Annotated in this window: 29 protein-coding genes, 2 tRNA genes and 1 riboswitch; of the genes, 15 read left to right on the top strand and 16 right to left on the bottom strand. The window is 62.7% G+C overall.

Going from position 1 to position 24,006, the window contains the following annotated elements; genetic code table 11:
• Positions 1-16: 16 nt before the first annotated feature.
• Together BLT66_RS02285 and BLT66_RS02280 are read left to right on the top strand one after the other, a co-directional pair.
• Entirely contained in the window at positions 17-523 is a 507-nt protein-coding gene (locus BLT66_RS02285) for an RNA polymerase sigma factor (protein ID WP_092755303.1), read from the top strand.
• Positions 520-1,347 (top strand): anti-sigma factor family protein, encoded by an 828-nt coding sequence (locus BLT66_RS02280; protein WP_092755300.1) that lies wholly within the window; start codon positions 520-522, stop codon positions 1,345-1,347. The genes BLT66_RS02285 and BLT66_RS02280 overlap by 4 nt, the downstream gene beginning before the upstream one ends.
• Before the next feature lie 59 nt (positions 1,348-1,406).
• Here the strand turns inward: BLT66_RS02280 and BLT66_RS02275 are convergent, their stop codons facing one another.
• Both BLT66_RS02275 and BLT66_RS02270 read right to left on the bottom strand, forming a co-directional pair.
• Positions 1,407-2,021 (bottom strand): flavin reductase family protein, encoded by a 615-nt coding sequence (locus BLT66_RS02275; protein WP_092755297.1) that lies wholly within the window; start codon positions 2,019-2,021, stop codon positions 1,407-1,409.
• A 33-nt stretch (positions 2,022-2,054) separates the two neighbouring features.
• Complete coding sequence (locus BLT66_RS02270; RefSeq protein WP_092756975.1) at positions 2,055-2,951, bottom strand: LysR family transcriptional regulator; 897 nt, start codon at positions 2,949-2,951, stop codon at positions 2,055-2,057.
• Between the two features lie 168 nt (positions 2,952-3,119).
• On the opposite strand from BLT66_RS02270, the gene BLT66_RS02265 reads away from it, so the two are divergent.
• The gene (locus BLT66_RS02265) at positions 3,120-4,532 is read left to right on the top strand and encodes an MFS transporter (protein ID WP_176954947.1); all 1,413 of its coding nucleotides are present in this window, start codon (positions 3,120-3,122) and stop codon (positions 4,530-4,532) included.
• A 61-nt stretch (positions 4,533-4,593) separates the two neighbouring features.
• Here BLT66_RS02265 and BLT66_RS02260 read toward each other — a convergent pair.
• The 6 genes from BLT66_RS02260 to BLT66_RS02235 form a co-directional block, all read right to left on the bottom strand.
• Positions 4,594-4,669, bottom strand: a tRNA-Asn gene (locus tag BLT66_RS02260).
• A gap of 84 nt (positions 4,670-4,753) precedes the next feature.
• Positions 4,754-4,829 (bottom strand) — tRNA-Asn (locus BLT66_RS02255).
• Positions 4,830-4,889: 60 nt separating this feature from the next.
• Positions 4,890-5,711 carry a thiamine phosphate synthase gene (thiE, locus tag BLT66_RS02250; protein WP_255406804.1) on the bottom strand — a complete coding sequence of 274 codons (822 nt, stop codon included), beginning with the start codon at positions 5,709-5,711 and terminating at the stop codon, positions 4,890-4,892.
• Positions 5,712-5,749: 38 nt separating this feature from the next.
• Positions 5,750-6,550 (bottom strand): thiazole synthase, encoded by an 801-nt coding sequence (locus tag BLT66_RS02245; RefSeq protein ID WP_092755288.1) that lies wholly within the window; start codon positions 6,548-6,550, stop codon positions 5,750-5,752.
• A 3-nt stretch (positions 6,551-6,553) separates the two neighbouring features.
• Positions 6,554-6,751 carry a sulfur carrier protein ThiS gene (gene thiS, locus BLT66_RS02240; RefSeq protein WP_092755285.1) on the bottom strand — a complete coding sequence of 66 codons (198 nt, stop codon included), beginning with the start codon at positions 6,749-6,751 and terminating at the stop codon, positions 6,554-6,556.
• Positions 6,748-7,827, bottom strand: coding sequence for an FAD-dependent oxidoreductase (locus tag BLT66_RS02235; RefSeq protein WP_092755282.1), 1,080 nt, complete (start codon positions 7,825-7,827; stop codon positions 6,748-6,750). Before BLT66_RS02235 ends, thiS begins: the two co-directional genes overlap by 4 nt.
• Before the next feature lie 26 nt (positions 7,828-7,853).
• Positions 7,854-7,952, bottom strand: a riboswitch (TPP riboswitch).
• 41 nt (positions 7,953-7,993) lie between these two features.
• On the opposite strand from BLT66_RS02235, the gene thiD reads away from it, so the two are divergent.
• A complete protein-coding gene (thiD, locus tag BLT66_RS02230; protein ID WP_092755279.1) occupies positions 7,994-8,836 on the top strand; it encodes a bifunctional hydroxymethylpyrimidine kinase/phosphomethylpyrimidine kinase in 843 nt (280 codons plus the stop codon).
• Between the two features lie 42 nt (positions 8,837-8,878).
• Here thiD and BLT66_RS02225 read toward each other — a convergent pair whose 3' ends face one another.
• Both BLT66_RS02225 and BLT66_RS02220 read right to left on the bottom strand, forming a co-directional pair.
• Positions 8,879-10,171, bottom strand: coding sequence for a purine-cytosine permease family protein (locus BLT66_RS02225; RefSeq protein WP_092755276.1), 1,293 nt, complete (start codon positions 10,169-10,171; stop codon positions 8,879-8,881).
• A gap of 506 nt (positions 10,172-10,677) precedes the next feature.
• Positions 10,678-10,920: a hypothetical protein gene (locus BLT66_RS02220; RefSeq protein ID WP_092755273.1), complete on the bottom strand. Its 243-nt coding sequence runs from the start codon at positions 10,918-10,920 to the stop codon at positions 10,678-10,680.
• 27 nt (positions 10,921-10,947) lie between these two features.
• On the opposite strand from BLT66_RS02220, the gene BLT66_RS02215 reads away from it, so the two are divergent.
• From BLT66_RS02215 to BLT66_RS02170, 11 genes are all read left to right on the top strand, one after another.
• Positions 10,948-11,217, top strand: a complete 270-nt coding sequence (locus tag BLT66_RS02215) for a hypothetical protein (protein WP_092755270.1) — start codon at positions 10,948-10,950, stop codon at positions 11,215-11,217.
• 266 nt (positions 11,218-11,483) lie between these two features.
• The gene (locus BLT66_RS02210) at positions 11,484-11,804 is read left to right on the top strand and encodes a hypothetical protein (RefSeq protein WP_092755267.1); all 321 of its coding nucleotides are present in this window, start codon (positions 11,484-11,486) and stop codon (positions 11,802-11,804) included.
• 186 nt (positions 11,805-11,990) lie between these two features.
• Positions 11,991-12,191, top strand: coding sequence for a hypothetical protein (locus tag BLT66_RS02205; RefSeq protein WP_092755264.1), 201 nt, complete (start codon positions 11,991-11,993; stop codon positions 12,189-12,191).
• A 75-nt stretch (positions 12,192-12,266) separates the two neighbouring features.
• Positions 12,267-12,518: a major capsid protein gene (locus BLT66_RS02200; RefSeq protein WP_092755262.1), complete on the top strand. Its 252-nt coding sequence runs from the start codon at positions 12,267-12,269 to the stop codon at positions 12,516-12,518.
• A 99-nt stretch (positions 12,519-12,617) separates the two neighbouring features.
• Positions 12,618-13,943 carry a hypothetical protein gene (locus BLT66_RS26380; RefSeq protein ID WP_143029132.1) on the top strand — a complete coding sequence of 442 codons (1,326 nt, stop codon included), beginning with the start codon at positions 12,618-12,620 and terminating at the stop codon, positions 13,941-13,943.
• 3 nt (positions 13,944-13,946) lie between these two features.
• Positions 13,947-14,246 (top strand): DUF2523 domain-containing protein, encoded by a 300-nt coding sequence (locus BLT66_RS02195; RefSeq protein WP_092755259.1) that lies wholly within the window; start codon positions 13,947-13,949, stop codon positions 14,244-14,246.
• The gene (locus tag BLT66_RS02190) at positions 14,246-15,400 is read left to right on the top strand and encodes a zonular occludens toxin domain-containing protein (protein ID WP_092755256.1); all 1,155 of its coding nucleotides are present in this window, start codon (positions 14,246-14,248) and stop codon (positions 15,398-15,400) included. Before BLT66_RS02195 ends, BLT66_RS02190 begins: the two co-directional genes overlap by 1 nt.
• 392 nt (positions 15,401-15,792) lie before the next feature.
• Positions 15,793-16,734 carry a rolling circle replication-associated protein gene (locus tag BLT66_RS02185; RefSeq protein ID WP_092755253.1) on the top strand — a complete coding sequence of 314 codons (942 nt, stop codon included), beginning with the start codon at positions 15,793-15,795 and terminating at the stop codon, positions 16,732-16,734.
• A gap of 304 nt (positions 16,735-17,038) precedes the next feature.
• Positions 17,039-17,662 (top strand): recombinase family protein, encoded by a 624-nt coding sequence (locus BLT66_RS02180; RefSeq protein WP_092755250.1) that lies wholly within the window; start codon positions 17,039-17,041, stop codon positions 17,660-17,662.
• Between the two features lie 283 nt (positions 17,663-17,945).
• The gene (locus BLT66_RS02175; protein ID WP_092755247.1) at positions 17,946-18,458 is read left to right on the top strand and encodes a hypothetical protein; all 513 of its coding nucleotides are present in this window, start codon (positions 17,946-17,948) and stop codon (positions 18,456-18,458) included.
• Positions 18,459-18,583: 125 nt separating this feature from the next.
• Complete coding sequence (locus BLT66_RS02170; protein WP_143029131.1) at positions 18,584-19,198, top strand: hypothetical protein; 615 nt, start codon at positions 18,584-18,586, stop codon at positions 19,196-19,198.
• Between the two features lie 50 nt (positions 19,199-19,248).
• Here BLT66_RS02170 and BLT66_RS02165 read toward each other — a convergent pair whose 3' ends face one another.
• From BLT66_RS02165 to BLT66_RS02140, 6 genes are read right to left on the bottom strand one after another with little or no spacing between them, the layout of a single operon-like run.
• On the bottom strand, positions 19,249-20,295 hold the full coding sequence (locus BLT66_RS02165) for an NAD(P)/FAD-dependent oxidoreductase (RefSeq protein ID WP_092755241.1): 1,047 nt from the start codon (positions 20,293-20,295) through the stop codon (positions 19,249-19,251).
• A gap of 3 nt (positions 20,296-20,298) precedes the next feature.
• Positions 20,299-20,628, bottom strand: coding sequence for a ferredoxin FdxA (fdxA, locus tag BLT66_RS02160; RefSeq protein ID WP_092755238.1), 330 nt, complete (start codon positions 20,626-20,628; stop codon positions 20,299-20,301).
• Between the two features lie 40 nt (positions 20,629-20,668).
• Positions 20,669-21,982 (bottom strand): sulfate adenylyltransferase subunit 1, encoded by a 1,314-nt coding sequence (locus tag BLT66_RS02155; protein WP_092755235.1) that lies wholly within the window; start codon positions 21,980-21,982, stop codon positions 20,669-20,671.
• Entirely contained in the window at positions 21,982-22,914 is a 933-nt protein-coding gene (gene cysD, locus BLT66_RS02150; RefSeq protein WP_092755232.1) for a sulfate adenylyltransferase subunit CysD, read from the bottom strand. Before cysD ends, BLT66_RS02155 begins: the two co-directional genes overlap by 1 nt.
• Before the next feature lie 25 nt (positions 22,915-22,939).
• Entirely contained in the window at positions 22,940-23,563 is a 624-nt protein-coding gene (locus tag BLT66_RS02145; protein WP_092755229.1) for a phosphoadenosine phosphosulfate reductase domain-containing protein, read from the bottom strand.
• A 13-nt stretch (positions 23,564-23,576) separates the two neighbouring features.
• Positions 23,577-24,005 carry a DUF934 domain-containing protein gene (locus BLT66_RS02140; RefSeq protein ID WP_092755226.1) on the bottom strand — a complete coding sequence of 143 codons (429 nt, stop codon included), beginning with the start codon at positions 24,003-24,005 and terminating at the stop codon, positions 23,577-23,579.
• Between the last annotated feature and the right edge of the window lies 1 nt (position 24,006).

Genomic DNA, 24,006 nt, shown 5'->3' with positions numbered 1-24,006 from the left:
CGGCCTTCCTAGCTCCATGCACCACGACGACCTGCAGCTGCTCAGCGCCGTGCCGCGCCTGCGCCGCTACGCGCGGGCGCTGGTGCGCAACCGCGAAGATGCCGACGACCTGGTGCAGGACACGCTGGAGCGCGCCTGGGCCAAATCCAGCCTGTGGCGCGGCGTGGCGGATATGCGGTCCTGGCTGTTCGGCATCATGCACAACCTGCATGCCGACGGGGTGCGGCGCCCGCGGCTGGCCACGGTGGCCATGGACGATGGCACGGCCGAGGTGCCGGTGGCACCCACCCACGGCGACCGCCTGGCGGTGCTGGATTTGCAGGCTGCCATCGCCTTGTTGCCGGCCGAGCAAAAGGAAATTTTGCTGCTGGTCGCGCTGGAGGACATGGCCTATGCCGACATCGCCGCCACCCTGGGCATCCCCATGGGCACGGTGATGTCGCGCCTGTCGCGCGGCCGCGAGCGCCTGCGCGCACTCATGGAAGGCCGCGCCGAGCCGGTGCACCTGAAAGTTGTCAAATGAGCCACGCCCCATCCACCCCATCTGCCATTAGCGAAGCCGATCTGCACGCCTATATCGACGGCCAGCTGGAACCCGAACGCCAGGCCGAGATGGAGGCCTATCTGGCGCAGCGGCCCGACGAAGCCCAGCGCCTGGCTGTATACCGCGCCCAGACCCGGGGCCTGCGCGCCCTGTACGCCCCGGTGCTGCTGGAGACCTTGCCGCCGCGCCTGGTGCAAGCCGCATTGCCGCGCCAGCCCTGGTATGCGCAGCGCCTGGCGGCGGGCATTGCGATTGCGCTGGTGAGTGCGGCCTCCGCCTGGTTTGTGCGCGGCAGCGTGGATGGCGAGGCCTTGCGCCTGGCTCTGGCGCCGCCTGCGCAGGGCACGCTGGCCGGTTTTGCCCAGCGCGCCGCCGTGGCCCATGTGGTGTACAGCCCCGAGGTCCGGCACCCGGTGGAAGTGAATGCCGACCAGGAGCAACACCTGGTGGCCTGGCTGTCCAAGCGCCTGGGGGCTGCGCTCAAGGTGCCCAGCCTGCAGCCCATGGGCTATGCGCTGATGGGTGGTCGCTTGCTGCCCGGCGACAGCGCACCGGTCGCGCAGTTCATGTACCAGGACGCCAGCGGCCAGCGGCTCACCTTGTACGTGACACACGAGGCACCCAAGCTGAGCCCGCAAGCCGAAACCGCCTTCCACTTCGGCCAGGACGGCAAGGTCAACGTCTTCTACTGGGTGGACCACAGCTTTGGCTATGCGCTCTCGGGCAGCGTAGACAAAGCGACGCTGACGCGCGTGGCCCAGGAGATATATCGCCAGATCGCCCCACTAGTGCCGGCGGGCTAGCGCTATATATTTTGTAGCTATTTGCGCAGGATATATATGCGCCAGAGGCCGATTTAGCCTTAAACCGGCCGGCGCATCTGGAACAGTTGCTCGGGGCCGATGCTGAAGTAATCGGCCGGCCCGCCACCGCGCAGGATCGGCCCGGCCGCCGCCGTGTCGTAGACGCCATTGCGCAGCAGCGCGGTGTCGATATGCACGGCAACCACCTCGCCCAGCACCAGCCAGGTCGGCACCTTGTCGCCATTCGCGCCTTGCAGCTGCAGGATCTGCGTGCTGCGGCATTCAAACGCCACCGGGCTTTCCTTTACCCGTGGCACGGCGACCAGTTGTGAATCGGCCGGTGTGAGCCCGGCCAGTTCGAATTCGCTCACTTCGGGCGGCACGGCTGCGCAGGTCTGATTCATGGCCTCGGCCAGGCTGCGGGTGGCCAGGTTCCACACAAACTCGCCGGTTTGTTCGATATTGCGCAGCGAATCTTTGTAGCCCACGCTGGCAAAGCCGATGATGGGCGGCGTGTAGTTGAAGGCGTTGAAGAAGCTGTAAGGCGCCAGGTTCAGCGCCCCGGCTGCGCTGCGCGACGCGATCCAGCCTATGGGCCGCGGCCCGACGATGGCGTTGAAAGGGTCGTGTGGCAGACCGTGGCCGTTGCGGGGTTGGTAGGAATGGATGGGCATGTACGCAAAGATACCAGCAAGCCAGGCAGGTACTTAGCTGCCCGTCGCGCAGACCTCGCGTACACAGCCGCGCAGCCAGCGGTGCGCAGGGTCGGCCTGCAGCCGCGGGTGCCAGAGCAAGGACACGGTGAACTCGGGTGTGGCCACCGGCAGCGCAAAGCTGTGCATGCCGGCGCGCAGGATGCCGGTATGTCGCTCGGGCACGCTGGCCACCAGGTCACTGGCCCGGGCCAGCGCCACGGCGGTCGAAAAGCCGTCGACGATGGTGGCGATCTGTCGCTCCAGCCCCAGCGCGTTCAATGCTTCGTCAATCGGGCCCTTGTCCAGGCCCCGCCGTGAGGCATAGATGTGCCTGGCCGCGGCGTAGCGGGCGGGCGTGATCTCGCCCAGGGCCAGCGGGTGGCCCGCGCGCACCACGCCCATGAAGCGGTCGCGGAACAAGGCCTGCGCGTGCACCTCCGGCCCCATGCTGCTGCCGACCACGCCGGTTTCCAGATCAATCGTCCCGTCGCGCAGCGGTGCGCTGTCCTTGTTGGGCTTTTGCACAAAGCGCAGCCGCACGCCGGGGGCCTCTGCGGCGACGCGCGCAATCAGGTTGGGGCCGAAGTTCTCCACAAAGCCTTCGCTGGTGCGCAGCGTGAAAGTGCGTGCCAGTTGCTGCAGGTCGATCTTCTCGGCAGGGCGCAGCACCGCTTCGCCGTCCTGCACCAGCTGGCGGACCCGCTCGCGCAGTTCCAGCGCCCGGGGCGTGGCAACCAGGCCGCGCCCGGCCCGGACCAGCAGGGGGTCGCCCGTTGTCTCCCGCAAGCGCGCCAGCGCCCGGCTCATGGCCGACGGGCTGAGCCGCAGGCGCTGGGCCGCGCGCGCCACGCTGCCTTCGGCGAGCAGCACATCCAGGGTGACGAGCAGGTTGAGGTCGGGAATAGCCATGCGCAGACCATAGCGCAGTTGGCTGCTGGCATGGCGTCTGATGCATGAATAAAGTGCAAATGCTGCGCCTTCCGCCATGCCAAGGAAAGAACTACGCTGCAGGCAACTCCATTTCGGGAGTGGGTAGACCAGGAGTTCAGGTTGAAAACAAGTATTACAAAACAAGCAGTGGTAGTCGCAGGAAGCGCAGGAGCCGCGCCGCTATCGCCCTCTGTGCGGTGGGTACTGGCGAGCCTGTCGCTGTCCATGTTGCTGTCGGCGCTGGGCACCAGCATTGCCAATGTCGGTTTGCCCAGCTTGGCGCAGGCCTTCAACGCTTCCTTCCAGCAAGTCCAGTGGGTAGTGCTGGCCTATCTGCTGGCCATCACCAGCTTGATCGTCAGTGTGGGTCGGCTTGGTGACATCACCGGTCGCCGCCGACTGCTGCTGGGCGGTATCCTGCTGTTCACCGCGGCCTCGGTGCTGTGCGGCATCGCGCCTACGCTCTGGCTGCTGGTCGCGGCCCGCGCAGTCCAGGGCCTGGGCGCGGCCACCATGATGGCCCTGACCATGGCTTTTGTCGGCGAGACGGTGCCCAAAGAAAAGACCGGCAGCGCCATGGGCTTGCTCGGCACCATGTCGGCCGTGGGCACGGCGCTCGGCCCCTCGCTGGGCGGTGTGCTGATCGCCAGGCTTGGCTGGCAGGCGATCTTCCTGGTCAACGTGCCGCTGGGCCTGCTGGCTTTCTTTCTTGCGCACCGCCACCTGCCCGCGGACCACCGGGGTGCCAAGTCTGATAGGCCTGGCTTCGACCATGTCGGCACGCTGCTGCTGGCGTTGACTCTCGCAGCCTATGCGCTGGCCATGACCATGGGGCGGGGCAGCTTCGGTCGGCTCAACATGGTTCTGGTGCTGGTAGCGGTGTGTGGCGCCGGCCTCTTCGTGTTCAGCCAGGCCAAGGTGGCCTCACCCTTGGTCCGGTTGGCCGCTTTTCGCAACCCGGTGCTGAGCGCCAGCCTGGCCATGAATGTGCTGGTCGCTACGGTGATGATGGCGACGCTGGTGGTCGGGCCGTTCTACCTGGCGCGTGGGCTGGGGCTGGATGCGGCAACGGTGGGCGCCGTGATGGCTATCGGCCCGTTGATTTCCGTGTTCTGCGGTGTGCTGGCCGGTCGGTTGGTCGACCGCTGGGGGGCGCCACGCATGGTGGTTGCTGGGCTGGTCGCCATGGTGCTGGGGGCGGTGACGTTGTCTGTGTTGCCGGCGGTGTGGGGGATGGCGGGCTATATCGCCGCCATCGCCGTGCTGACCCCGGGTTATCAGCTGTTCCAGGCCGCCAACAACACTGCCGTGATGGTCGATGTGCTGCCGAACCAACGGGGCGTGGTCTCTGGCCTGCTCAGCCTGGCGCGCAATCTGGGCCTTGTCACCGGCGCGTCGGCGATGGGCGCCGTGTTTGCGCTCGCAGCGGCAAGCACCGACATCGCTACCGCGCGCCCCGAGGCGCTGGCCACCGGCTTACGGACCACATTCACCGTCGCGGCCATGCTGGTCGCCGTTGCGCTGGCCACCGCGCTGGCAAGCTACCGCCGCAGAGGGTAGAAGGGCAGACGCAAATAAAAAGGCCCCGCAGCTTGGTGAAGCTGCGGGGCCTTTTAAGTTCTGGCTCCTCAACCTGGGCTCGAACCAGGGACCTACGGATTAACAGTCCGGCGCTCTACCAACTGAGCTATTGAGGAATATCGGTAAACATCAGCCATCCATGGTTGAATGGGCTGAAATAAAAAGGGCCTACGGATTGGCGTAAGCCCTTTTGCTAATTTTGGCTCCTCAACCTGGGCTCGAACCAGGGACCTACGGATTAACAGTCCGGCGCTCTACCAACTGAGCTATTGAGGAATATTGCAGCCTCAGATTATAGCGTGGGTTTTCGAGGTTTCTGCGTTAGCGCTAAAAAGTTCATTCCAATCCCAGGTGGCCGTGGATGGTACCGCGCAGTTCCGCCGCGGCGCGCTCGGGGTCGGGCGCCGCGGTCAGTGCACGCACCACCGCCACTGAGCCCACGCCGCTGGCCAGCACCGCCGGCAGCCGTTCGGTGTCGATGCCGCCTATGGCCACCAGCGGGTAGTCGCGCAGCAGCCGCGCATAGGCGGCCAGCCGGGCCGTGCCCTGCGGGGCGGTGGCCATTTTCTTCAAGGTGGTGGGGAACACCGCGCCCAGAGCGATATAGCTGGGGCTGACCTTGTCGGCGCGCAGCATTTCGGCGTAGCCGTGGGTGCTGACGCCCAGGCGCAGGCCGGCGGTGCGGATGGCATCCAGGTCGTTGGTGCTCAGCAGGTCCAGGTCTTCCTGGCCCAGGTGTACGCCATAGGCGCCGGCGTCGATGGCGGCCTGCCAGTGGTCGTTGATGAACAGCAGGGCGGGCGTGCCTTGCACCGCGGCGACGGCGGCGCGCACCTCGCGCTCAACCGCGGCCGCATCGGCGGATTTGAAGCGCAGCTGCACCGTGGGCACGCCGGCGCGCGCCATGCGGCCGACCCAGGCGGCGTCGGGCAGCACCGCATACAAGCCCAGCTGCCGGGGGCAGGCGGGGAAGGCCTTGGCCCGCGGCCAGGGGGCCAGGCCGAAGTCTTCGGGAGAGTCCGGCCAGTCGCTGCTATTGCCGCTGCGCGCGGCCTGGGCTTGCCAGGCTTGTGCAATGGTGGCGGCGTCGGTGGCAATAAAGCCCAGCTGCAGGCAGGCGCTGAACTGGAGGGCGTAGTCGGTGGGCGGCAGCGCCATGTCGGCGTAGCGGGTCAGGATGTCTTGGGGCATGGCGTTCATTCCTGTGCGTGGTGCCAGAACGGCGTGCCGAGCACCGGGGTGCTGGGCTGGGCTGCCTGCTGCTCCAGCATGGCCCCGGCCAGAAAGGCGCTGCGCCCGGCCTGGACGGCATCGGCAAACGCGCCGGCCATCACCACCGGGTCCTGCGCCAGCGCCACGGCGGTGTTCAACAGTACCGCGTCGTAGCCCCATTCCATCACCTGGCAGGCGTGCGAGGGGCGGCCCAGGCCGGCATCGACCAGCAGCGGCACGCTCATGCGTTCGCGCAGCACCTGCATGGCGTAGGGGTTGATCGGGCCCTTGCCGGTGCCTATGGGCGCGGCCCAGGGCATCACGGCCTGACAGCCCACGTCGACCAAGCGCTGGCACAGCACTAGGTCTTCGGTGCAGTAGGGCAGCACCTTGAAGCCGTCCTTGATGAGCCGGCTGGCGGCTTCCACCAGGTTCAGGGTGTCGGGCTGCAGGGTGTAGTCGTCGCCGATCAGCTCCAGCTTGATCCACGGCGTGTCGAACACTTCGCGCGCCATCTGGGCGGTGGTGATGGCTTCCTGCAGGCCATGGCAGCCGGCGGTATTGGGCAGCACCGGCACGCCGGTCTGGCGCAGCAGGTCCCAGAAGGCATTCGGGCCGGCGGGCGCTGCCCCCAGGTTCTGCCGGCGCAGCGAGGCCGTCAGCATGGCCGGCTGGGCGCGTGCGATGGCGCTGGCCATGGTGCTGGGCGAGGGGTAGCGCGAGGTGCCCAGCAGCAGCCGGCTGGCGAAGCTTTCGCCGTAAAGGATCAAAGGGTCTTGGGACATGGTTCAGCCGCCGGTGACGGGGTGGATGATTTCGACGTTATCGGCTTCGTGCAGCAGCGTGTGCGGGTACTGCGCACGCGGCACAAAGGCTTTGTTGACGGCCGCGGCAAACGGCGGCTGGGCCTGCAGCAGCGCCACCGCATCGGCCAGCGTGGCGTCGGCGGGCAAGGTCTGGGGGAGGTTGTTGATCAGGACGTTCATACAGTTTCTATAGCAAGCTCCCATTGCGTGGCCAGCGCTGAGTGCTCTTTTTCTATGAGTTCCAGCACCGCATCCAGCATCGCCGGGGCGATCAAGAAGCCGTGCCGGTACAGGCCGTTGATCTGCAGCACGCGGGGGCTGATGCGGCGGATGGCCGGCAGGTTGTTCGGCAAAGTGGGGCGGCATTGGGTGGCGGATTCGAGAATCCGCGCCTCGCCAAACCCTGGGTGCACGCTGTAGGCAGCGCTTAGCAGCTCCAGGCTGGAGCGCACGCTCATGGGCGACATATCGTCGGACTCGATCTCGGTAGCGCCCACCACGAACACGTTGCCGGGTTTGGGCGCGATGTACAGCGGATAGCGCGGGTGCACCAGCCGCACCGGGCGGTGCAGCTCCACATCCGGGGCGTGCAGGCGCAGCACCTCGCCGCGCACCGCGCGCAGGCCCGGCCATTGGGCTTGCGCACCCAGGCCGCGGCAGTCGATCACCCAGTCCGCCCGGCAATCTTCTGGCTGCCGCGGGCTGTGCCAGTGCAGACCGACCTGGTGTTTTTGCAATCGCAGCAGCAGGGCGGCCAGCAGTTGGCGATTGTCCAGCTGGCCTTCACCGGGCAGGTACAGGCCCTGGGCAAACCGGTTGGCGATGGCAGGCTCCAATGCGGCGATGCCGGCAGCGTCCAGCGGCTGCGGGGCCGGCAGGCTGGGCAGCTGCTGGCGTGTGGCAGTTAGCTGGTGGCCAAAGCGCGTGGCTTCGGCGGCGTCCTGCCGGTGCCACAGAATCAAAGTGCCGTGTTGCTGGAAGAACACCGGCGCATCCAGCTGCGCGATCAGCTGCGGCCAGCGCTGCAGGCTGTACTGGCCCATCTGTACCACTTGCGGCTCGGTGATGGCGGATTCGGCCAGCGGCGCCAGCATGGCGGCCGCCACGCGGGCTGCTGCCCCTTCGGCATCCGGCCCACCGGCCTCGAAGACCTGCACCGCATGGCCGGCCCGCGCCAAGGCCAGGGCCAGCAAGCGGCCCATCAGGCCTGCGCCGAGGATGGTGGTGGAGAGGGGTTTTGCCAAGTTCGCATCCATGTGAAAAACAGGACGAAACGAGGCGAGGTCGTTGATTGGAAACTCCCCACGCCAGTATTACCTGGATCGGGTATGAGGGTTTTTCTCAGTCCGGTCGCATCGACCAGACACCCCTGTTTCATCCGTGGGTCGAATTACATCACATCCATGCGCCGATAATTTCGGCATGACTATTTCTGCACCTTCCTCCCGCTACCTGCGCCTGTTGTCGATTGCCGGGTCCGACAGCGGCGGCGGCGCGGGCATCCAGGCCGACCTCAAGACCTTTGGCGCGCTCGGCTGCTACGGCATGACGGCGCTGGCCGCGCTGACCGCCCAAAACACCCGCGGCGTGCGTGCCATCCACCCGGTGCCGCCGGCGTTCTTGAAGTCGCAGCTGGAGGCGGTGCTGGACGACATCGGTGCCGACGCGGTGAAGATCGGCATGCTGCATTCGCCCGAAATGGTCGACGTGGTGGCCTGGGCCATAGACCACTACCAGCTCAAGAAGGTGGTGCTCGACCCGGTAATGGTGGCCACCAGCGGCGACCGGCTGATGGCCCAGGAAACCGTGCAGGTGCTGGTGCAGCAGCTGTTCCCCCGCGCCACGGTGGTCACGCCGAATCTGGACGAAGCCAGCTTGCTGCTGGGACGCAGTGTGGACGAAGTGGCGGCGCTGGAGCCGGCGGTGGCCAGCCTGCTGGCGCTGGGCGCTCCGGCGGTATTGGTCAAGGGCGGGCATCTACCGGGCGCCGATGTGGTGGATTTGCTAGGCCAGGCCGATGGCAGCCGGCAGAGCTGGCAGTCGCCGCGCATCGCCACCCCCAACGGGCATGGCACGGGCTGCACCTTGTCGTCGGCCATCGCCGTGTATCTGGCGCAAGGCCAGGCCCTGCCGGCCGCTGTGGAGTTGGCGCGGAGCTACATCCTGGGCGCGATCAGCGCCGGCGCCGGCGTGCGCACCGGCCAGGGCCAGGGGCCGTTGAACCACGGCTTTGCACCCCTGCCCATGCAGCTGGTGAATTTATAAGAAACAGTGCGCTGGCGCTTATGGAATCTGCGTCAGCAGCTCTTATTTTTGTAGTGCGTAGATGGTGCGCAACGGGCGGCCCAACCAGGCGGCGATGAAGGTCAGCGCCAGGGTGGGCAGGGCGGCACCGAACTGCGGCGCGTACTGGCCCAGCAGGTGGTACACCGCCACGCCGGCCAGCCACAAAGCGGCGGCGCCGGGCTCGACCAGGCGCTGCGATCCGCTGACCGTGCCTTGGGCCAGACGCCCCAGGATCACGCCGTACAGCGGCACGAACACCGAGCTCAGCATCAGCAAAAACGGCTCCAGGCTGTGGATGGGCAGCACCAGCGCCAGCGCCGTACAGGCCACGGCCAGCAGCAGGCCCCAGCGGCGGATGCTCCACCAGGGCGCCAGGCTGTGCGCCGACACCGAGCCCGAATACACGTCGCCATAGGCGTTGTCGATCTCGTCCACCAGGATCAGACCCAGCGCCAGCAGGCCGCCCTGGGCCAGCAGCAATGCCGTCACGAGGTCGGTGCCCGGCGCGGCCACGCTGGCCACCATCACGCCCAGCGCGTAGCACCAGATATTCGCCAGCGCATAGCCCAGCCAGGTGCCGCCCATGGCGCTGCGGCCGCTGCGGCCGTGGCGCGCGTAGTCGGCCACCAGTGGCAGCCACGACACCGGCATGGCGATCACCAGGTCCACGGCCGACAGCAGGCCCATGCTGCCGTCGCCCGGCCGGTTCCAGAAGGCCGGCGCGTCGGCGGCCAGCAGCTTCTGGGCAAACTGCCAGCTTAGCCAGACCAGTGACAGCACCACCAGCGGCAGGCCGTAGCGGCTGATGAACTTGCGCACCAGGGTCAGCATCGAGCCGGCCATCAGCGCCGTCAGCACGCCGCCCCAGAGCAGGGTGGTCAGCAGCACGCCGCTGGGGCTGGCCAGGTCGACGCCGAAGTGGGTTTTGGCAATCGCCGCCGTGCCGTCGCGCATCACCACCAGTTCGAAGGTGGTCCAGCCGACCAGTTGCACGATGTTCAGCAGCACCGGCAGCCGGGCAAAGCCGCTGCCGTAGGTTGCATGCATCAGGCCGGCGCTGGACAGGCCACTGTCGCAGGCAATCCGCGCCACCCAGGCCAGCAGGCCGGCTCCAATGACCGAACCCAGCACGATGGCGATCAGCGCGTCCTGGGTGCCGACCGCCGGCACCAGGTAGGCGCCGATCTGCATCACCAGCAGGCCCACGCCCAGGCTGAACCAGAGCGCGGCATGCGCCGACCAGCCAAAGACCCGGCTGGCGTCGGGAATTGGCGCCAATGCCTCGTTGTGTGAAATCGATGTGTGTGTTGCCATGCGTGTTGCTCCATGCAATGTGCTGGCAGGTGGGCTTGAACCGTACCGGATGCGCGCCCGTGGTCGGGCTCCGGTTGAAGAACATGCTTCCCTGCGCGAGGATTACCTCAATCAGGTTTGAGGGAAGGCCGCGAGCATAGCTTGTAGGCCAGCCTTGGCTGCTGCCTCGTGGGGAATTGATCCATCTAGTTCATCGGCAAAGCCTTGGATCAGGATCGGTAGGGGGTCTTCGCCAGCTATGGCTGCAATGTGTGCGTGGATGCGGAACCCGCATGGCCGGTCTTTTTTAAACCCGCTTATGTGTTGGGGATGTACGCCGAGCCGTTCTGCTAGCGCTTTTTGGCTACCGGCATTGAATGCCGCTTTTCTAATTAGGTCGTTTAGTGACATTTCGCACACTTTCTACTTGTGAAGTTACATGAAATAGTTAGAATATTACAATTGAAAGTAACTTACTTTCTTTGGTAATTATCAACCTTCATGGAGCCACCTGTGAAACCTCCTTTTCAATCAGCGCGCATCTCTGGCAAGTCAGATTTGCGTGTTTCATGTCTTTCTACCGTTCGTTCCCAGCTGTTGCGGACGAGTCCCGATTCGTTGATGCCGTCGCGTATGGCTGCTTTGATCACGATGTACGTGATCCATGCCGACAGGATCAGCGCAATTAGCAGGACTCCCAGTTCAAAAATTTGGGCTCGCAGTATGTCGGCTTCGATAGCAGCCAGAAATTTCGTTGATGTGACGTCCATGTTTTCTCCTGATAAAGGGGTGACAGTATGAGCGCCGATTACGGGGTCTCCCCGGGCATCAGGGCAGCTGATCCGCTGGTGGCTCAGCCATCGGTTGCTAGCCCGGGGGTCTCCACCCTTTTTGAGAGTCATGAGGCTGATATGGCGGCGTTGAGAGCGTCGATGCGTGAGGCAGAGTGGCATTTAGCCCGTGCGCTGTGCCTGAGTCTGGGTAAGGCTTTTGGCTCGGAGTTCGTTAACGATCTGGGCGTGGCCCGCGACAGGGTGATAAAGCTTCGTGCGGAGTACGGCCTGTGACCCGCCTCGAAATTTGTCTGGCTCTCGTCCTGTATGCCGTAACCGGCGCAGTGCTCGGTTATGTCGCCAGCGATTTCCGCCACCGCAACGATGTTTGCGTGCTTCCGTTGCCCACCATGGCAGACCTTCCCTACGCGCCGCGCTCTGCAGCCTTGCTCCCCCAAGCCTACGCGCTGCCTACTCCATGACAGTCCAGCCTAAAGCCCTGCGTGCAGGTCTTCCGGCTGCGCTGTCGCAGCTAACAACCGCCTGAAAGGCAAAACACCATGGCTCTGACTTCCATCATCAAAATCCTCGTCGTCAACGAAAAACGCAATGGCGTGAAAGACGGTCGCCCCTGGGAAATGCAAGATGCCGAATGCATCCTGTTGGACGACAACGGCGAAGAGCAGCAAGTGGGTGTTCTCCCACTGCCTAAAACCTTGATGGGCGACAACGCTCCCAAGCGTGGAACGTACATCGGTGCATTTGCTCTGCAGGCGGGGATGCGTGATCGCCGCATTGGCGCAGTGCTGACCGCGCTGACGCCTTACCCGGTCAAGGGTGCGCCTCTGGCTTCTGCTAAGCAAAACCCCGTACCGCTGTAAGCCATGTCCACCTGTCAGAGCTGGCAAGCGCCGTATTCAGTTGGGAACGTACCCGGTGCTACGGCTGAAGGTGCATGCGCTGCCTATGCCGCTGCCACCTCTGAACAGTGGGGCGACCCCAAGCCGGTATTCCCCTGGTCCCTGTCTGGCGATACCTGCACTGTTGACCAAAGCCAGTTTGGGCAAATGTCTGTTGCGACGGTGGTCCATGTCTGCGACGCCGCTACGCAAAACGAGTTTGCCATTCCGCCCCTGCAGTTGACTGCCGCGCAGGGTGCGGAGATAGCTGCAGCCATCCTCGGCTGCTGGGCTGCAGGCTACGTGTTCCGCGTCGTCATCCGCGCACTGTCCGTAGGCGACAAGGCCCCTGATTCCCATGGTGAGTGATCCACACGGCAAACCGCAGCTACTCGGTTTATCGGGTGTCAATCCCGGCACCTCTTATGTCTTGAAAGGCAAAAAATGAAACTCGTTACCCAAGCTCGCAAGTACGGCGCTAAGGCCATGTCTGGCGTTGACAAAGCCGCTGTTGCTGCTGCCCTGGCCATGGGCACCGTGCTGAGCGCAAATGCTGCTGCAACCACCATCGATACCACCGATGTGCTGTTGTCCATTGCTGCTGCGGTGGTTGCCATCGTTGCCGTCGGTGGCGCTGTGCTCGGTCTGCAGGTCGCTGTGAAGGCCTTCAAGTGGGTCCGTGCCGCAATGTCCTGATCGGCTGTTGCTGCTGTGCCCTGGGGACGCCTAGGGCTCAGTGTCAACAGAGGTACGGCACATGGGCATTTTTGTAATCATCGCAATCCTGGGGGCGGCATGGCTAATTTTTACCGCCTAGCCGCCTCTTTCATCCTTGCCCTACTGCTCGGATTTACGGCATCGGCCAATGCAGCCGTTCCCACCTGTGCCGACTTAAAGGCAACGCTCAAAATCGCAGGCGAAAAGGACGTGGCTGATGGGGAACGGGACACGACTTACTGTCTTTCGTTAGGCTATCCCGCTTCTAACTGTGCTGCTCCGGGTTCACACAATTACCTGATCAAAGACAGGGTGTCGAATGGTTTTAAGCAGCTTGCGCTGTACACCTCGTACATAGGTCCGTCTTATTTCGGTTCACCCAAATACGAAAACACAACGGCTTGGGAGACTTGCACCGGTCCGCTCACGGAAACAGAGAGTGCAGCGAAGCAAGCTAAAACCATTGCTGACTCGTTAAACCTGATCGGCGCGCCTCTCTGCTACACCGGCACGCCTGCCCTGACCACCTGTTACGCCGGCTTTGTAATACGGGGTAGCCTGGGCGGTACAGGTGGCGGCACTGGCACAGGTACGCAATCGTGTGTGTATGGGCCTTTCACTTCTGACGGCACGACTTGCACCGGGACGGGCACAGGCACTACCACCTCCACGCCATCCACATGCAAAAAGGGGCAGGTGCCGGGGGAGGTAAACGGTGTGTCTGTTTGCGTTACTGCGGGCACTACAACCAGCACTGGCGGTGGCACGACGACAACGGAAACAACCACCAATCCCGATGGCACGACTACCACGGATGGCACGGGGACCAAGACGTCTACAACCACTTGTGACGGTGCGACGTGCACCACGACTACCACGACTACGACAACCACGGGCGGCAGTGGCGGTGGCGGCGGTGGGTCAGCAGGCGAAACCACCACTACCACCGTTCCGCAGGCCAGCTACTGCGCCGAAAACCCGGGCTCGGCGCAATGTAAGCCTGAAGTAGAGGGGACCTTTGCCGGTGCTTGTGGGTCGGCGCCAGCCTGTACCGGCGATGCAGTCCAGTGCGCCCAAGCCACCTATGTTTTTCAAGCGGCCTGCTCCCTGGCGAAGCCTCCCGACAGTGCGGAATCGGCTGCTTACGCTGCTGCGGTGGCGAATGCGGACGGTGACAAGACGGCTGATCTACCTGGAAATTCCACTGTAAATTTCTCGTCTGGCTCGTTTGATCAGACAGAGTTTTTAGGTGCTGCATCAGGCATGCAGGATATGAATTTGTCGCTCATGGGGCATACGGTATCGCTGCCCTTTTCGATGGTGAATGTGTGGCTGTCGCGGCTCGGCATCGTGCTGCAGGCGGTCACTTTTTTGCTGTGCATCCGTATCGTGACAAGGGGGTGATATATGCCATGGTTAGCAGGATTAATTGCGGGCGCGTTCTACCAAATAGTGGGCTCTTTGGTAGCCAAGGCGTTGACCGCTTTGGCTGTGGGTGTGGTGACGTATACCGGCATGCAAGCCACTATTGGTTGGTTGAAAGATGGGGCCGTGTCGGCCTTCCTGGCTTTGCCACCCGATGTGGTCGCCATGCTGTCATTGATGCGTGTGGGCTCCTGCGTGAACATGGTGTTTTCTGCCATCCTGATGCGGTTGGCGTTTAACGGCATGAACAGCGATACCGTCAAGCACTGGGTGAAACGGTAATGCTGTATTTACGCACTGGGGCCAACGGTGCGGGCAAAACCCTGTTGACCCTGCGCGATGTGCGCGAAAAATCCTTAGCCGAATCCCGCCCCGTTTACTACAACGGTCGGTTCAATATGGTCGCTGATTTTGGCTGGATCAAGATCGATGCGAAGGATTGGGAGTCTGTGCCGGACGGTGCAATTTTCCTGTTCGATGAGTGCCATAACGATTTTCCTATCCGGTCCGGCAAAGAGGTCCCGCGCTATGTGAGCCAGCTAGCAGAACATCGTGTTCGCGGTTTCGACTTTTTTCTGTTGACGCAGCACCCCATGAATATGGACCCGTTCGTGCGGCGTCTGATCGGTTCGCCTGGTTGGCACCAGCATTTGAAACGTGCGTCCGGTGCGCCCTTGGTGTCCGTCATCCAGTGGGCCGCTGTCAACGATGCGCCGCAAAAGGCGGGTTCTGGTGCCTCTGGGCAAGTCACGATGGTGAAGTATCCAAAGGAGGTGTACGACTGGTACGTATCCACCAGCCTGGATACCGCCAAGGTCAGGATTCCGTTTCAGGTCAAGCTGCTGGTGGCCTGCGTGGTACTGGTGCCGCTGCTCGGCTATTACGCCTGGACCATGCTGCAAAAAACTGTGGCACCGAAAGGGCCGGTCCCTGTAGCACAGCCTCTGCTTGGTCAAGTCCGCACGGGTGGCCCAGACCGTCCGCCTGGGTCAGAAAAACGGGTTCTGACAACGGCCGAATACGTCAGCAGCTACCAGCCGCGGCTGCAAGGGTTGGCGTACACAGCGCCGCGCTATGACGAAATGACAAAGCCGGTCAACGTCCCGTATCCAGCGGCTTGCATCCAGTCGAAAACCCGCTGCGAGTGCTTCAGCCAGCAGGCTACTAAGCTGGATGTGCCGCTGGATCTGTGCGCCCAGCTCGTCAAGGGCGGCTTCTTCAACGATTGGCAAGCTGCCTTGAAGGATGCCAACGCAGGTAGGCCGCTGCAGGAAAGCCCCGTGGCGGTCGCTGCGGCTCCGCATGACCCGTTGACCCTCCCCAAGCAAACGCGCGTCCTGGCGCCCCCATTGCGGCCTGTGCTGCCTACTCCAGCGCCTGCCGCCCCTGTCCCTGCTCCTGCTCCTGCCGCGTCGTCGGTCGCGATGCTGCCGTGAGCTCGTCTACTGAAAAGCCAGCAGGGGCCCCAAGCGCACGAATAGTGCCGCGTGAGCCGCAGGCGTGGGGATGGGGGTATGGGGGCATAGCGCCCCATGGTGGATCTGTTCGTCACCCCCTGCCCGCCATTCCATCGCCGCTAGGGCGGTGGTGCTCCGGGAGTGGGCGGCGTAATGCAGGTGGCGGGCGCATTCGCAGCCAGCCCGCAGGCGAAGCGCGGGCGGCGCGAAGCGCCGCTAATTTATTAATAGTTCACTTTAGAACACAGCACTGCTAAGTGCCGGTTTTGGTAGTTGGTTTGAAAGTGGTATTCGGTATTCGATAGACGAAAAAAGGCCCGACGCATCTTGCAGGACGCCCGGGCCGTGATTACACAAAAAGAGGTTGTGCAATGCAGAGAATTGTAAGACTCCCTGACGGGGAACGGGTGGTTTATGAGGGTGTCGTTATTCCTGATGCCTGGGTGGTGCGGACACGTGAGGCCAATGGTCATCGTGAGGTGTCCTTTGCCAATGCTGTTGAGTGGACAGAATCTGAGGAAAAGCCTAAGTGGCTTCTTGAGGACTATCAGGAAAACTGGCCCGGCACGAACCTGTCTCTTATTGAAGAAAAATTCGAAAAAGAGCGCTTAGAGCGTCAAGAGCGTGCCCGCGAAAAGTCTGCCCAGCGTGCTAAGACAAGGTGCCGTTGGATCATCAAAGCGCAGGGCTTAAACGAGCTGCTGACCATCACCTATCGGGAGAATCAAGAGGATCGTGAACTGTGTAAAAAGCATTTCAAGGAATGGGTGCGTCGCATGAAAGTTGCCTTGGGTGGCGATTTCATCTATTGCGCCAGCTTTGAGAAACAGGAACGGGGGGCGATGCATGTGCACGTCGCCTGCCATAAGCTGCCCGCTCATGGTGTTCGCAAGGGTGAAAAGATCAAGGCCTGGAAACTCGGCACTGAGATTTGGCGCTCTATCGTTGGCGCTGACAATGGCTTGTGCTTCGTCGGTGGCAAAACCAAAAACGGCGGTTATCGCCGCAACCTCAGCCTTGCAAAGCTGGCTGCATACGTGTCGAAATACATCCTAAAGGACTTCCACGACGCGCCCAAGGAGTCCAATCGCTACAGCCGATCCAACGGCCTTACGCCTCCTGATTCAGTCGCTCAGACGTACTACGGGCTTAGCTTCGGCGAAATGATGGATGCCGTTTTTACCTGTGCCGATGGCGATGTGATCGTTTCGCATCGGATCAGCGAAAACGTGTTTAAGGAAAGGCGATATTGGCTTGTAACTGAGCCTCAGCTGATTTATACGGGTGGGGGTGACTATGCCTACGCAGCGTGATCTATTTAATTTCGTTACCGCGCCTGAAAAATCCGCGGCCGCGGGCGTTTCAGATAGTGAGTTGACTACGAAAAAACCTGACAAAGGGCGGCCACGCAAGCATTCCTCCGATGCTGCGCGTGTTGCTGCATATAGATCGCGTAATGTGCGTATTGATATGACATTACCTTGCGATATTGCTAAAACGCTTGAGGAAATAAGCTTTGACCTCGATTGCAGCAGAAATGAGCTACTGCAGAGCTTGGTTAGGTTTGCCCTCCTTAACCGTAACTGGCGTGTCGTGGGGTTGTTTGGGAAACGGTAAATGCTTATAGGTTATGCGCGGGTGTCGTCAAAGGATCAAGAGACGCATCTGCAGTTGGATGCAATGCGAAAAATCGGGGTTGAGCTGATCTACCAAGAAAAGGCAAGTTCTGTTGGTAAACGGCCAGAGTTGCAGAGGGCGCTGGTTGAGCTTGTGCCGGGGGATGTGCTGGTGGTTTACAAGATGGATCGTATAGCGCGGAGTTTGAAGGACCTGCTCTTGATCTTGGAGCGAATCACCGGGTTAGGGGCGTCTATACGGTCTTTGACTGAGCCTTTAGACACGTCCGGCCCACTGGGTATGTTCATGGTCCAGATACTCGGTGCCGTCGCGCAGTTGGAGCGGTCAATGATCCGAGAGCGCGCCATAGCGGGGCAGGTCGCTGCAAGGGAACGGGGTATTACGTGGGGAGGTAAGCCGCTGGTGATCACAGAGGAGCAGTTAGATGTGATCGTGGCTGAATATGCTGCTGGCGGTTGCACCTGGAATGCGTTGGCTGCTAAGTACGGCACTACCGCCAAATCTATCTATCGGGCGATGGCAAGGCGTAAAAAAAGGGCCGCTGGCCCTGTGTTTCCTCCGGTGCTCGGACCGTATCTGTCGTCGTTTAAATCCTCTGGATGAGGTTCAAAGGGACTTTCTCAGTCGCGGCCTCTACAGCGCAACACCCCTAGCGGAACTCCGTGTTCGCCATCAGGCGGCGGCGGAGTGGACGGATTCTAGCCTAGCGCCCGTGCTGGGCTGGATTTACAAAAATACACAAATAATGCCTGTAGCGCAGGTCCTACCTGCGCGATAAGCTATTAAAAAAATAGCAATACAATCCTCGCCAGCCAGGTTAAAGGTCTACGCTTCTTTGCAAGCGGGTCGGCCTTCATTTTTCCAAGCCATTTTTGCGGGGTATTCCATGGATGTTTTTGTATTGCCCCAGCGGTTGGCGGCGTGTGCCTTGCTGGGGTTTGTATGCGCTGCCTCGGCCCAGTCGGCGACGCCCGGCGATGCGCCGCTGGCGCCCAGTTACCGGTGGCGCATCGAGCTGAGCCCGCACACCTCGCACTACAGCTACAACCCCGAGCACCGGCCGGTGCATCTGGTGGGGCTGGAGCGCGAGGCCAGCGACAACAGCTTTTACGGCATGGCCTTGTTCAGCAATTCGTTTGGCCAGGACAGCACCTACGTGTACGCGGGCCAGAGTTTTTACGGCGTATTCGAAAGCCTGCCCAAGGTCTACCTGAAGGTGTCCGCGGGCATTCTGTACGGCTACAAGCCTCCGTACGAGAACAAGGTGCCTTTGAACTACAAGGGTTTTTCGCCCGCCATCGTGCCGGCCGTGGGCTGGCGGTTTGACTCCGGCTGGGCCGCACAGCTGAACTTCCTGGGCACGGCGGGGGTGATGTATTCGGTGGTGAAAGAGTTTTAAGCCGATTCGGCTTTTGAAAAGACCTGCTTTTTGCAGGCTTTTTTACATTTTGGAGGCTGATTTTTAGCCCCCAAAGCGCAGCGCACTGCCGCACAATGGCAGAAATTACACCGAGGTGGGCTGCCATGCATGCTGTTGCTCTCTACCCTGTGATGCCTTTGCGTTGGCTGTGCGCGTTGGCGGGCGCTTGGTGCGCCTGCGCCCAAGCCCAGCACGATGCCGACCTGGGCGGCTTTGCCCCGTCTACCGCTCCCTCCCATACCCCGTCATTGAGCCTGGAGCTGGCCTCCAGAGCCACGCCCATGCTGGACGATGCCAGCAGCTCGCGCCTGAGCCTGACCGGCTGGTCGGGCGCTGCGCCCCAGGCGGGTGTGGGTATCGGCCTGGGCTGGGCGGTGCCGGACAACCGCATGCCCGGCGCGTTGCCGCGTACCACGGCGCAGCGGCTGGACCTGGGTTTGAATTGGCGCTCGGCCGAGGTGGGCCAGGGGCGCTTCCAGTTTGGCGTGTGGCAGCGCGTGTCGCCTACGCCAGATGCTATGACCCTGATCCAGCAGGCCAATGCCAACGGCCCGAACAATTACGACACCCGGCTGGAAATGCAGTTCAGTGCCGCCAGTTCGCGCGGCATCCGTTTCGAGCTGGGCGGCGCTTTGGGCCTGCAGCTGAACAACAACGAGCGGGTAGTGCTGCGCGTCAGCCGCGGCAAGCCCATGGTGTACTACCGGGCGAGGTTCTAGCACCCGGCCGACCCTCCGCTTAGAAGGCTGATGCCCGGCACCAGCGCTTGTTAGGCGGCGTCGGCTGCCTTCATCACACCCAGCAGCTGGTGCAGCCGTGGCGAGGTGGTGGTGTATTGAAACGGAATCTTTTTACCCGGAAACACCAGCGGCGCCGCAGCGTAGGCGGCCAAGGTGGCTTCGTGGAAGCCGCAGACGATGAGCTTTTGCTTGCCCGGGTAGGTGTTGATGTCGCCCACGGCGAAGATGCCGGGTTCGCTGGTTTCAAACCTGGCCGTATCCACCTGCAGCTGCTTGCGCTCCATGGCCAGGCCCCAGTCGGCTACCGGGCCGAGCTTGGGCGATAGGCCCTGGAACACGCTGATCGCATCTGCCGGCAGGCGGTGTAGGGCTGCGTCCACGTCGCTGATTTGCAGGGCTTGCAGACGGCCTGCATCGGCCTCAAAGCTGGCGATCTGCCCCACCATGAAGCGCATGCGGCCGGCCTGGACCAGCATCTGCATTTCCACGATGTCGGCGGTGGGGGCTTGCAGCACGTCGCGGCGGTGCAGCAGGGTGACGCTCTGGGCATCGGTCTCAGTCAATGCCAACGCGCAGCGCAGGGCGGCTTCGTCGCCACCCATGACGAGCAGATGTTGGCCAGTTACATCTTTGGGGGGCTGGTGGTAATGCAGCTGGCTGCCTTCAAAGGCTTCGATGCCGTCCAGCTTCAGACGCCGTGGCTGGAAGGCGCCGACACCGGCGGCGATCACCACCACCGGGGCCAGGAGCTGCGTGCCCTGGTCGGTCTGCACCAGAAAGCGGCCGTCGGCTTGCTTGGCGATGCTGCTGACCAACTGGCCCAGATGGAACTGTGCGCCAAAGGGTTGGATTTGCTGCAGCAGCGACGCGGCCAACGCCTGGCCGGTGGTGGCCGGCGTGCCGGGAATGTCGTAAATGGGCTTGTCGGGGTACAACTCCATGCACTGGCCGCCAGCGTGGGGCAGGGCGTCAATTACATGGGTGGGGACTTCCAGCAGACCCAGCTGGAAGACCTGGAACAGCCCGACCGGGCCCGCGCCGATGACGACGGCGCCGGTTTCCAGTACGGGCAACACGGTTTAACGTTCCAGCAGCTGGATCTTGGGCATCACGTCTTTCCAGTCGTCGGCGTCGGCCAGGGCTGGTTTGCGTTTGGTGATGCTCTTCCAGCCTTCGGCACGGGCCAGTTCCACGTTCAGCTGGATGAAGGCCAGCTGGTCGGCGGGCATGTCTTCTTCAGCATAGATGGCGTTGGCCGGGCATTCGGGGATGCAGACTGCGCAGTCAATGCATTCATCCGGGTCGATGACCAGCATGTTCGGGCCTTCGCGGAAGCAGTCCACGGGACAGACATCCACACAGTCGGTGTATTTGCACTTGATGCAGGCTTCGGAGACGACGTGAGTCATGGTATTTTTTTCAATAGCGGGGTTAACCCGTGATTTTAAATTAGCGGACCAGCACGGCGCCCGAGGTCTTGTGTGAGGCCGTATCGACCAGCACCAGGGCACCCAGCGAACGGGACTGGATGTAGGGCAGGGTGGCGATGCCTTCCTGCAGCGCCAGCTCGATATGGCCGATGGCGTTGGGGGGCAGCTCGCTCGCGTCTTCTTCGGCCAGGGTGTTGATGTCCAGCTTGTGCACGATGCGTTTCACCTTGGCCTTGACCCAGCGGTGGCCGTGCAACGCCCAGTAGACGCGGCCGGCGACCAGCGGTTCGTCGTCCATCCAGGCGACGGTGGCGGAGATTTCGCGGCTGGCTTCAAACTGGCCCGGGGCCAGCAGCCAGTCGCCACGCGATACGTCGACTTCGCGGTCCAGCGTGATGCCGGCACTGTTGCCTGCCTGCACGCTCTTGGGGTTGCGCGCATGGTCCAGCACCTGGGCCACGGTGGCGGTCTGGCCGCTGGGCAGGATGCGGATTTCCTGGCCAACTTCGATCTTGCCGGTGGCAACGCGGCCCCAGAATACGCGGCGGCCCTGGCTGGTGTCGCTGCTGGACGAGAACTTTTCCACCCACTGCACCGGGAAGGCGAAGGGCTGGTCGACTTCGGCCGGCGTGCTTGGCAATTGCTCCAGAATTTGTAGCAGGGTCGGGCCGGTGTACTTGCACCAATCGGGGTTTTCGCTGTGGCCGGCTTCGACCACGTTCCAGCCCTTCAATGCCGAGATCGGCACGATGGCTTTCACGGGAATCTCGGCAGCGGCAGCAAAGCTGTTCAGCGCGGCACTGATGTGGGCAAAGGCCAGGGCCGAGTCTTCCACCGCGTCCAGCTTGTTGATGGCGAACACGATGCTGGGTACGCGCAGCAAATGGCACAGCAGCGAATGGCGGCGGGTTTGCGGCAGCAATTCGAGCGCGGCGTTTTTCCAGTCGAGCTTGGTGGCGTCGACCAGCACCACGGCGGCGTCGGCGCTGCTGGCGGCGGTGACCATGTTGCGGGTGTACTGCTCGTGGCCAGGTGCGTCACCGATGATGAACTTGCGGTCTTCGGTGTTGAAGTAGCGGTAGGCCACGTCGATGGTGATGCCTTGCTCGCGCTCGGCGCTCAGGCCGTCGGTCAGCAAGGCCAGATCGGTTTCGCCCTGGCGCTGCACGCCGGCCAGGTGATCTTGCAGTACGGCTTTGGTGTCGACCAGCAGGCGGCCGATCAAGGTGCTCTTGCCGTCATCCACCGATCCGCAGGTGATGAATTTCAAGGCGGAAAGGACTGCAGCGCTTGTATTACCTGCGGGAGTAGCTATAGAAGTAGTAGCGTTCATTAGAAGTATCCGTCTTTTTTACGTTTTTCCATGGACGCTTCGGAAGTCTTGTCGTCCATGCGGGTCGCGCCGCGTTCGCTCACGTCGGCGGCCAGGGTTTCGATCACGATGTCGCCGGCGGTGGCGGCAAAGCTCTCCACCGGGCAGGTGCAGGTGATGTCGCCCACGGTGCGGAAGCGCACGTCGCGCTGCTCGGCGGTTTCACCGGCTTTGAGCGGGGTCAGGTCGGTCACCGGGACCAGCAGGCCCTTGCGCTCTACCACTTCGCGTTTGTGGGTGTAGTACAGCGAGGGCAGGGCGATCTGCTCGCGTTCGATGTACTGCCAGACGTCGAGCTCGGTCCAGTTGCTGATGGGGAACACGCGGAAGTGTTCGCCGGGCTGCAGGCGGGTGTTGAACAGGGTCCACAGCTCAGGCCGCTGGGCCTTGGGCTGCCACTGGCCGAAGCTGTCGCGGTGCGAAAAAATGCGTTCCTTGGCGCGGGCTTTTTCTTCGTCGCGTCGGGCGCCGCCGATCAGCGCGTCGAAGCGGAATTCTTCAATCGCTTCCAGCAGGGTCACCGACTGGTGCACATTGCGCGACTCGCCGGGATGGGCCAGGCGCACGGTGCCGCGTTTCATCGAGTCTTCGACGTTGCGCACGATGAGTTCGGCACCGAGTTCCTTGGCGCGGAAGTCGCGGAAGTCGGTCACTTCATGGAAGTTGTGGCCGGTGTCGATCATCAAGAGCGGATACGGGATACGGCCCGCGCCAAAGGCTTTTTCGGCGCATTTCAGCAGTACCAGCGAGTCTTTGCCGCCGGAGAACAGCAGGGTGGGACGCTCGAATACGGCAGCCACTTCGCGCAGGATGAAGATGGTTTCTTCTTCCAGCGCGTCAAGGTGGGCATTGCTCAGATGGTGTTGGGCAGAGGGGGTAGCGAGGGAGTTCATGTCGGGGGTCAAGTTTCAGTCGGCCTCAATGGGCAATGTGCAAGCCGCACTCGCGGTTGTCTTCACCCTTGGTGGGGTCCACGTAGTCGAAGTTGTTGGGCAGGCCGTGGGTGACACAGTATTCGTGGAGTTCTTTGGACGACCAGTGCAGCAATGGCGCGACCTTGATCAGGCCGTCGGGGTTGATGCTCACCGGGTCCATCTGGGCGCGCACGGCGGTGTCGGTGGCCCGCAGTGCGGTGAACCAGACCTTGGGGGCCGTCTCGCGCAGTGCGCGGGAAAAAGGCTCCAGCTTCACTTCTTCGGTGAAGGCTGCATGGCGCGGGTCGTCCAGCGCGGGCGTCGCGCCGTCTACCGCCTCGCGGTGCGCACGCGAGCGTAGCGGCAGGTAGATGCGCAGGTTCAGCTTCAGCTGCTTTGTCACTTCATCGACAAACTGGTAGGTGGCCTCGGTGTTGTAGCCGTTGTCCATCCAGACCACAGGCACGTCGGGGTTCACGCGGGTGACCATGTGCAGGATGACCGCTTCGAATGGACGGAAGTTGGTGGTGACGATGGCGGGCTGGTCCAGGCCGAGTGCCCATTCCACCAAAGCTGGTGCGTTGCGACCGAGATCCGTGTTGATCTGTGCGAGGTTGAGCGTGCTCATGGTGTTTTTCCGATCAATACGAGTCTTGCCGGGCCAGCTCTGCGGCGTAGGCTGCGGAGTGCTCGGTTTCGGCAAAGTGCGGCTCCACGTGGACGGCGTCGCCCTGGTAGAAGCCTTCAAAGCGGTCGAACTGGCGCTGTGCGGCGCTGGCATCCACGCCTTCGCGCAGCACGGCCACGTCAAAACCGCTGCGTTGCATCTGTACCAGTTGGTCGATCAGCACGTCGCCGGTGGCGCGGATTTCGCCGGTAAAGCCGAGGCGGCGGCGCAGCAGAAAAGCCTGGCTGTAGGCACGGCCATCGGTGAACTTGGGGAAGTTCAGGTCGATGCGGGTCACGCCTTCGAGTGGCAGTGTGCGGGGGTCTACGTCGTTGGCCAGGGCAACAATGCTGTTTTGGCCTTCGGCGCCCGGTGTATGTGCGGTGGATGCTATTATTTTCATA

The organism is Rhodoferax sp. OV413, from assembly GCF_900104385.1.
GTDB lineage: Bacteria > Pseudomonadota > Gammaproteobacteria > Burkholderiales > Burkholderiaceae_C > Rhodoferax_B.
The sequence above is the reverse complement of the archived record's forward strand: the minus strand, read 5'-3'. Positions and strand labels throughout refer to the sequence as shown.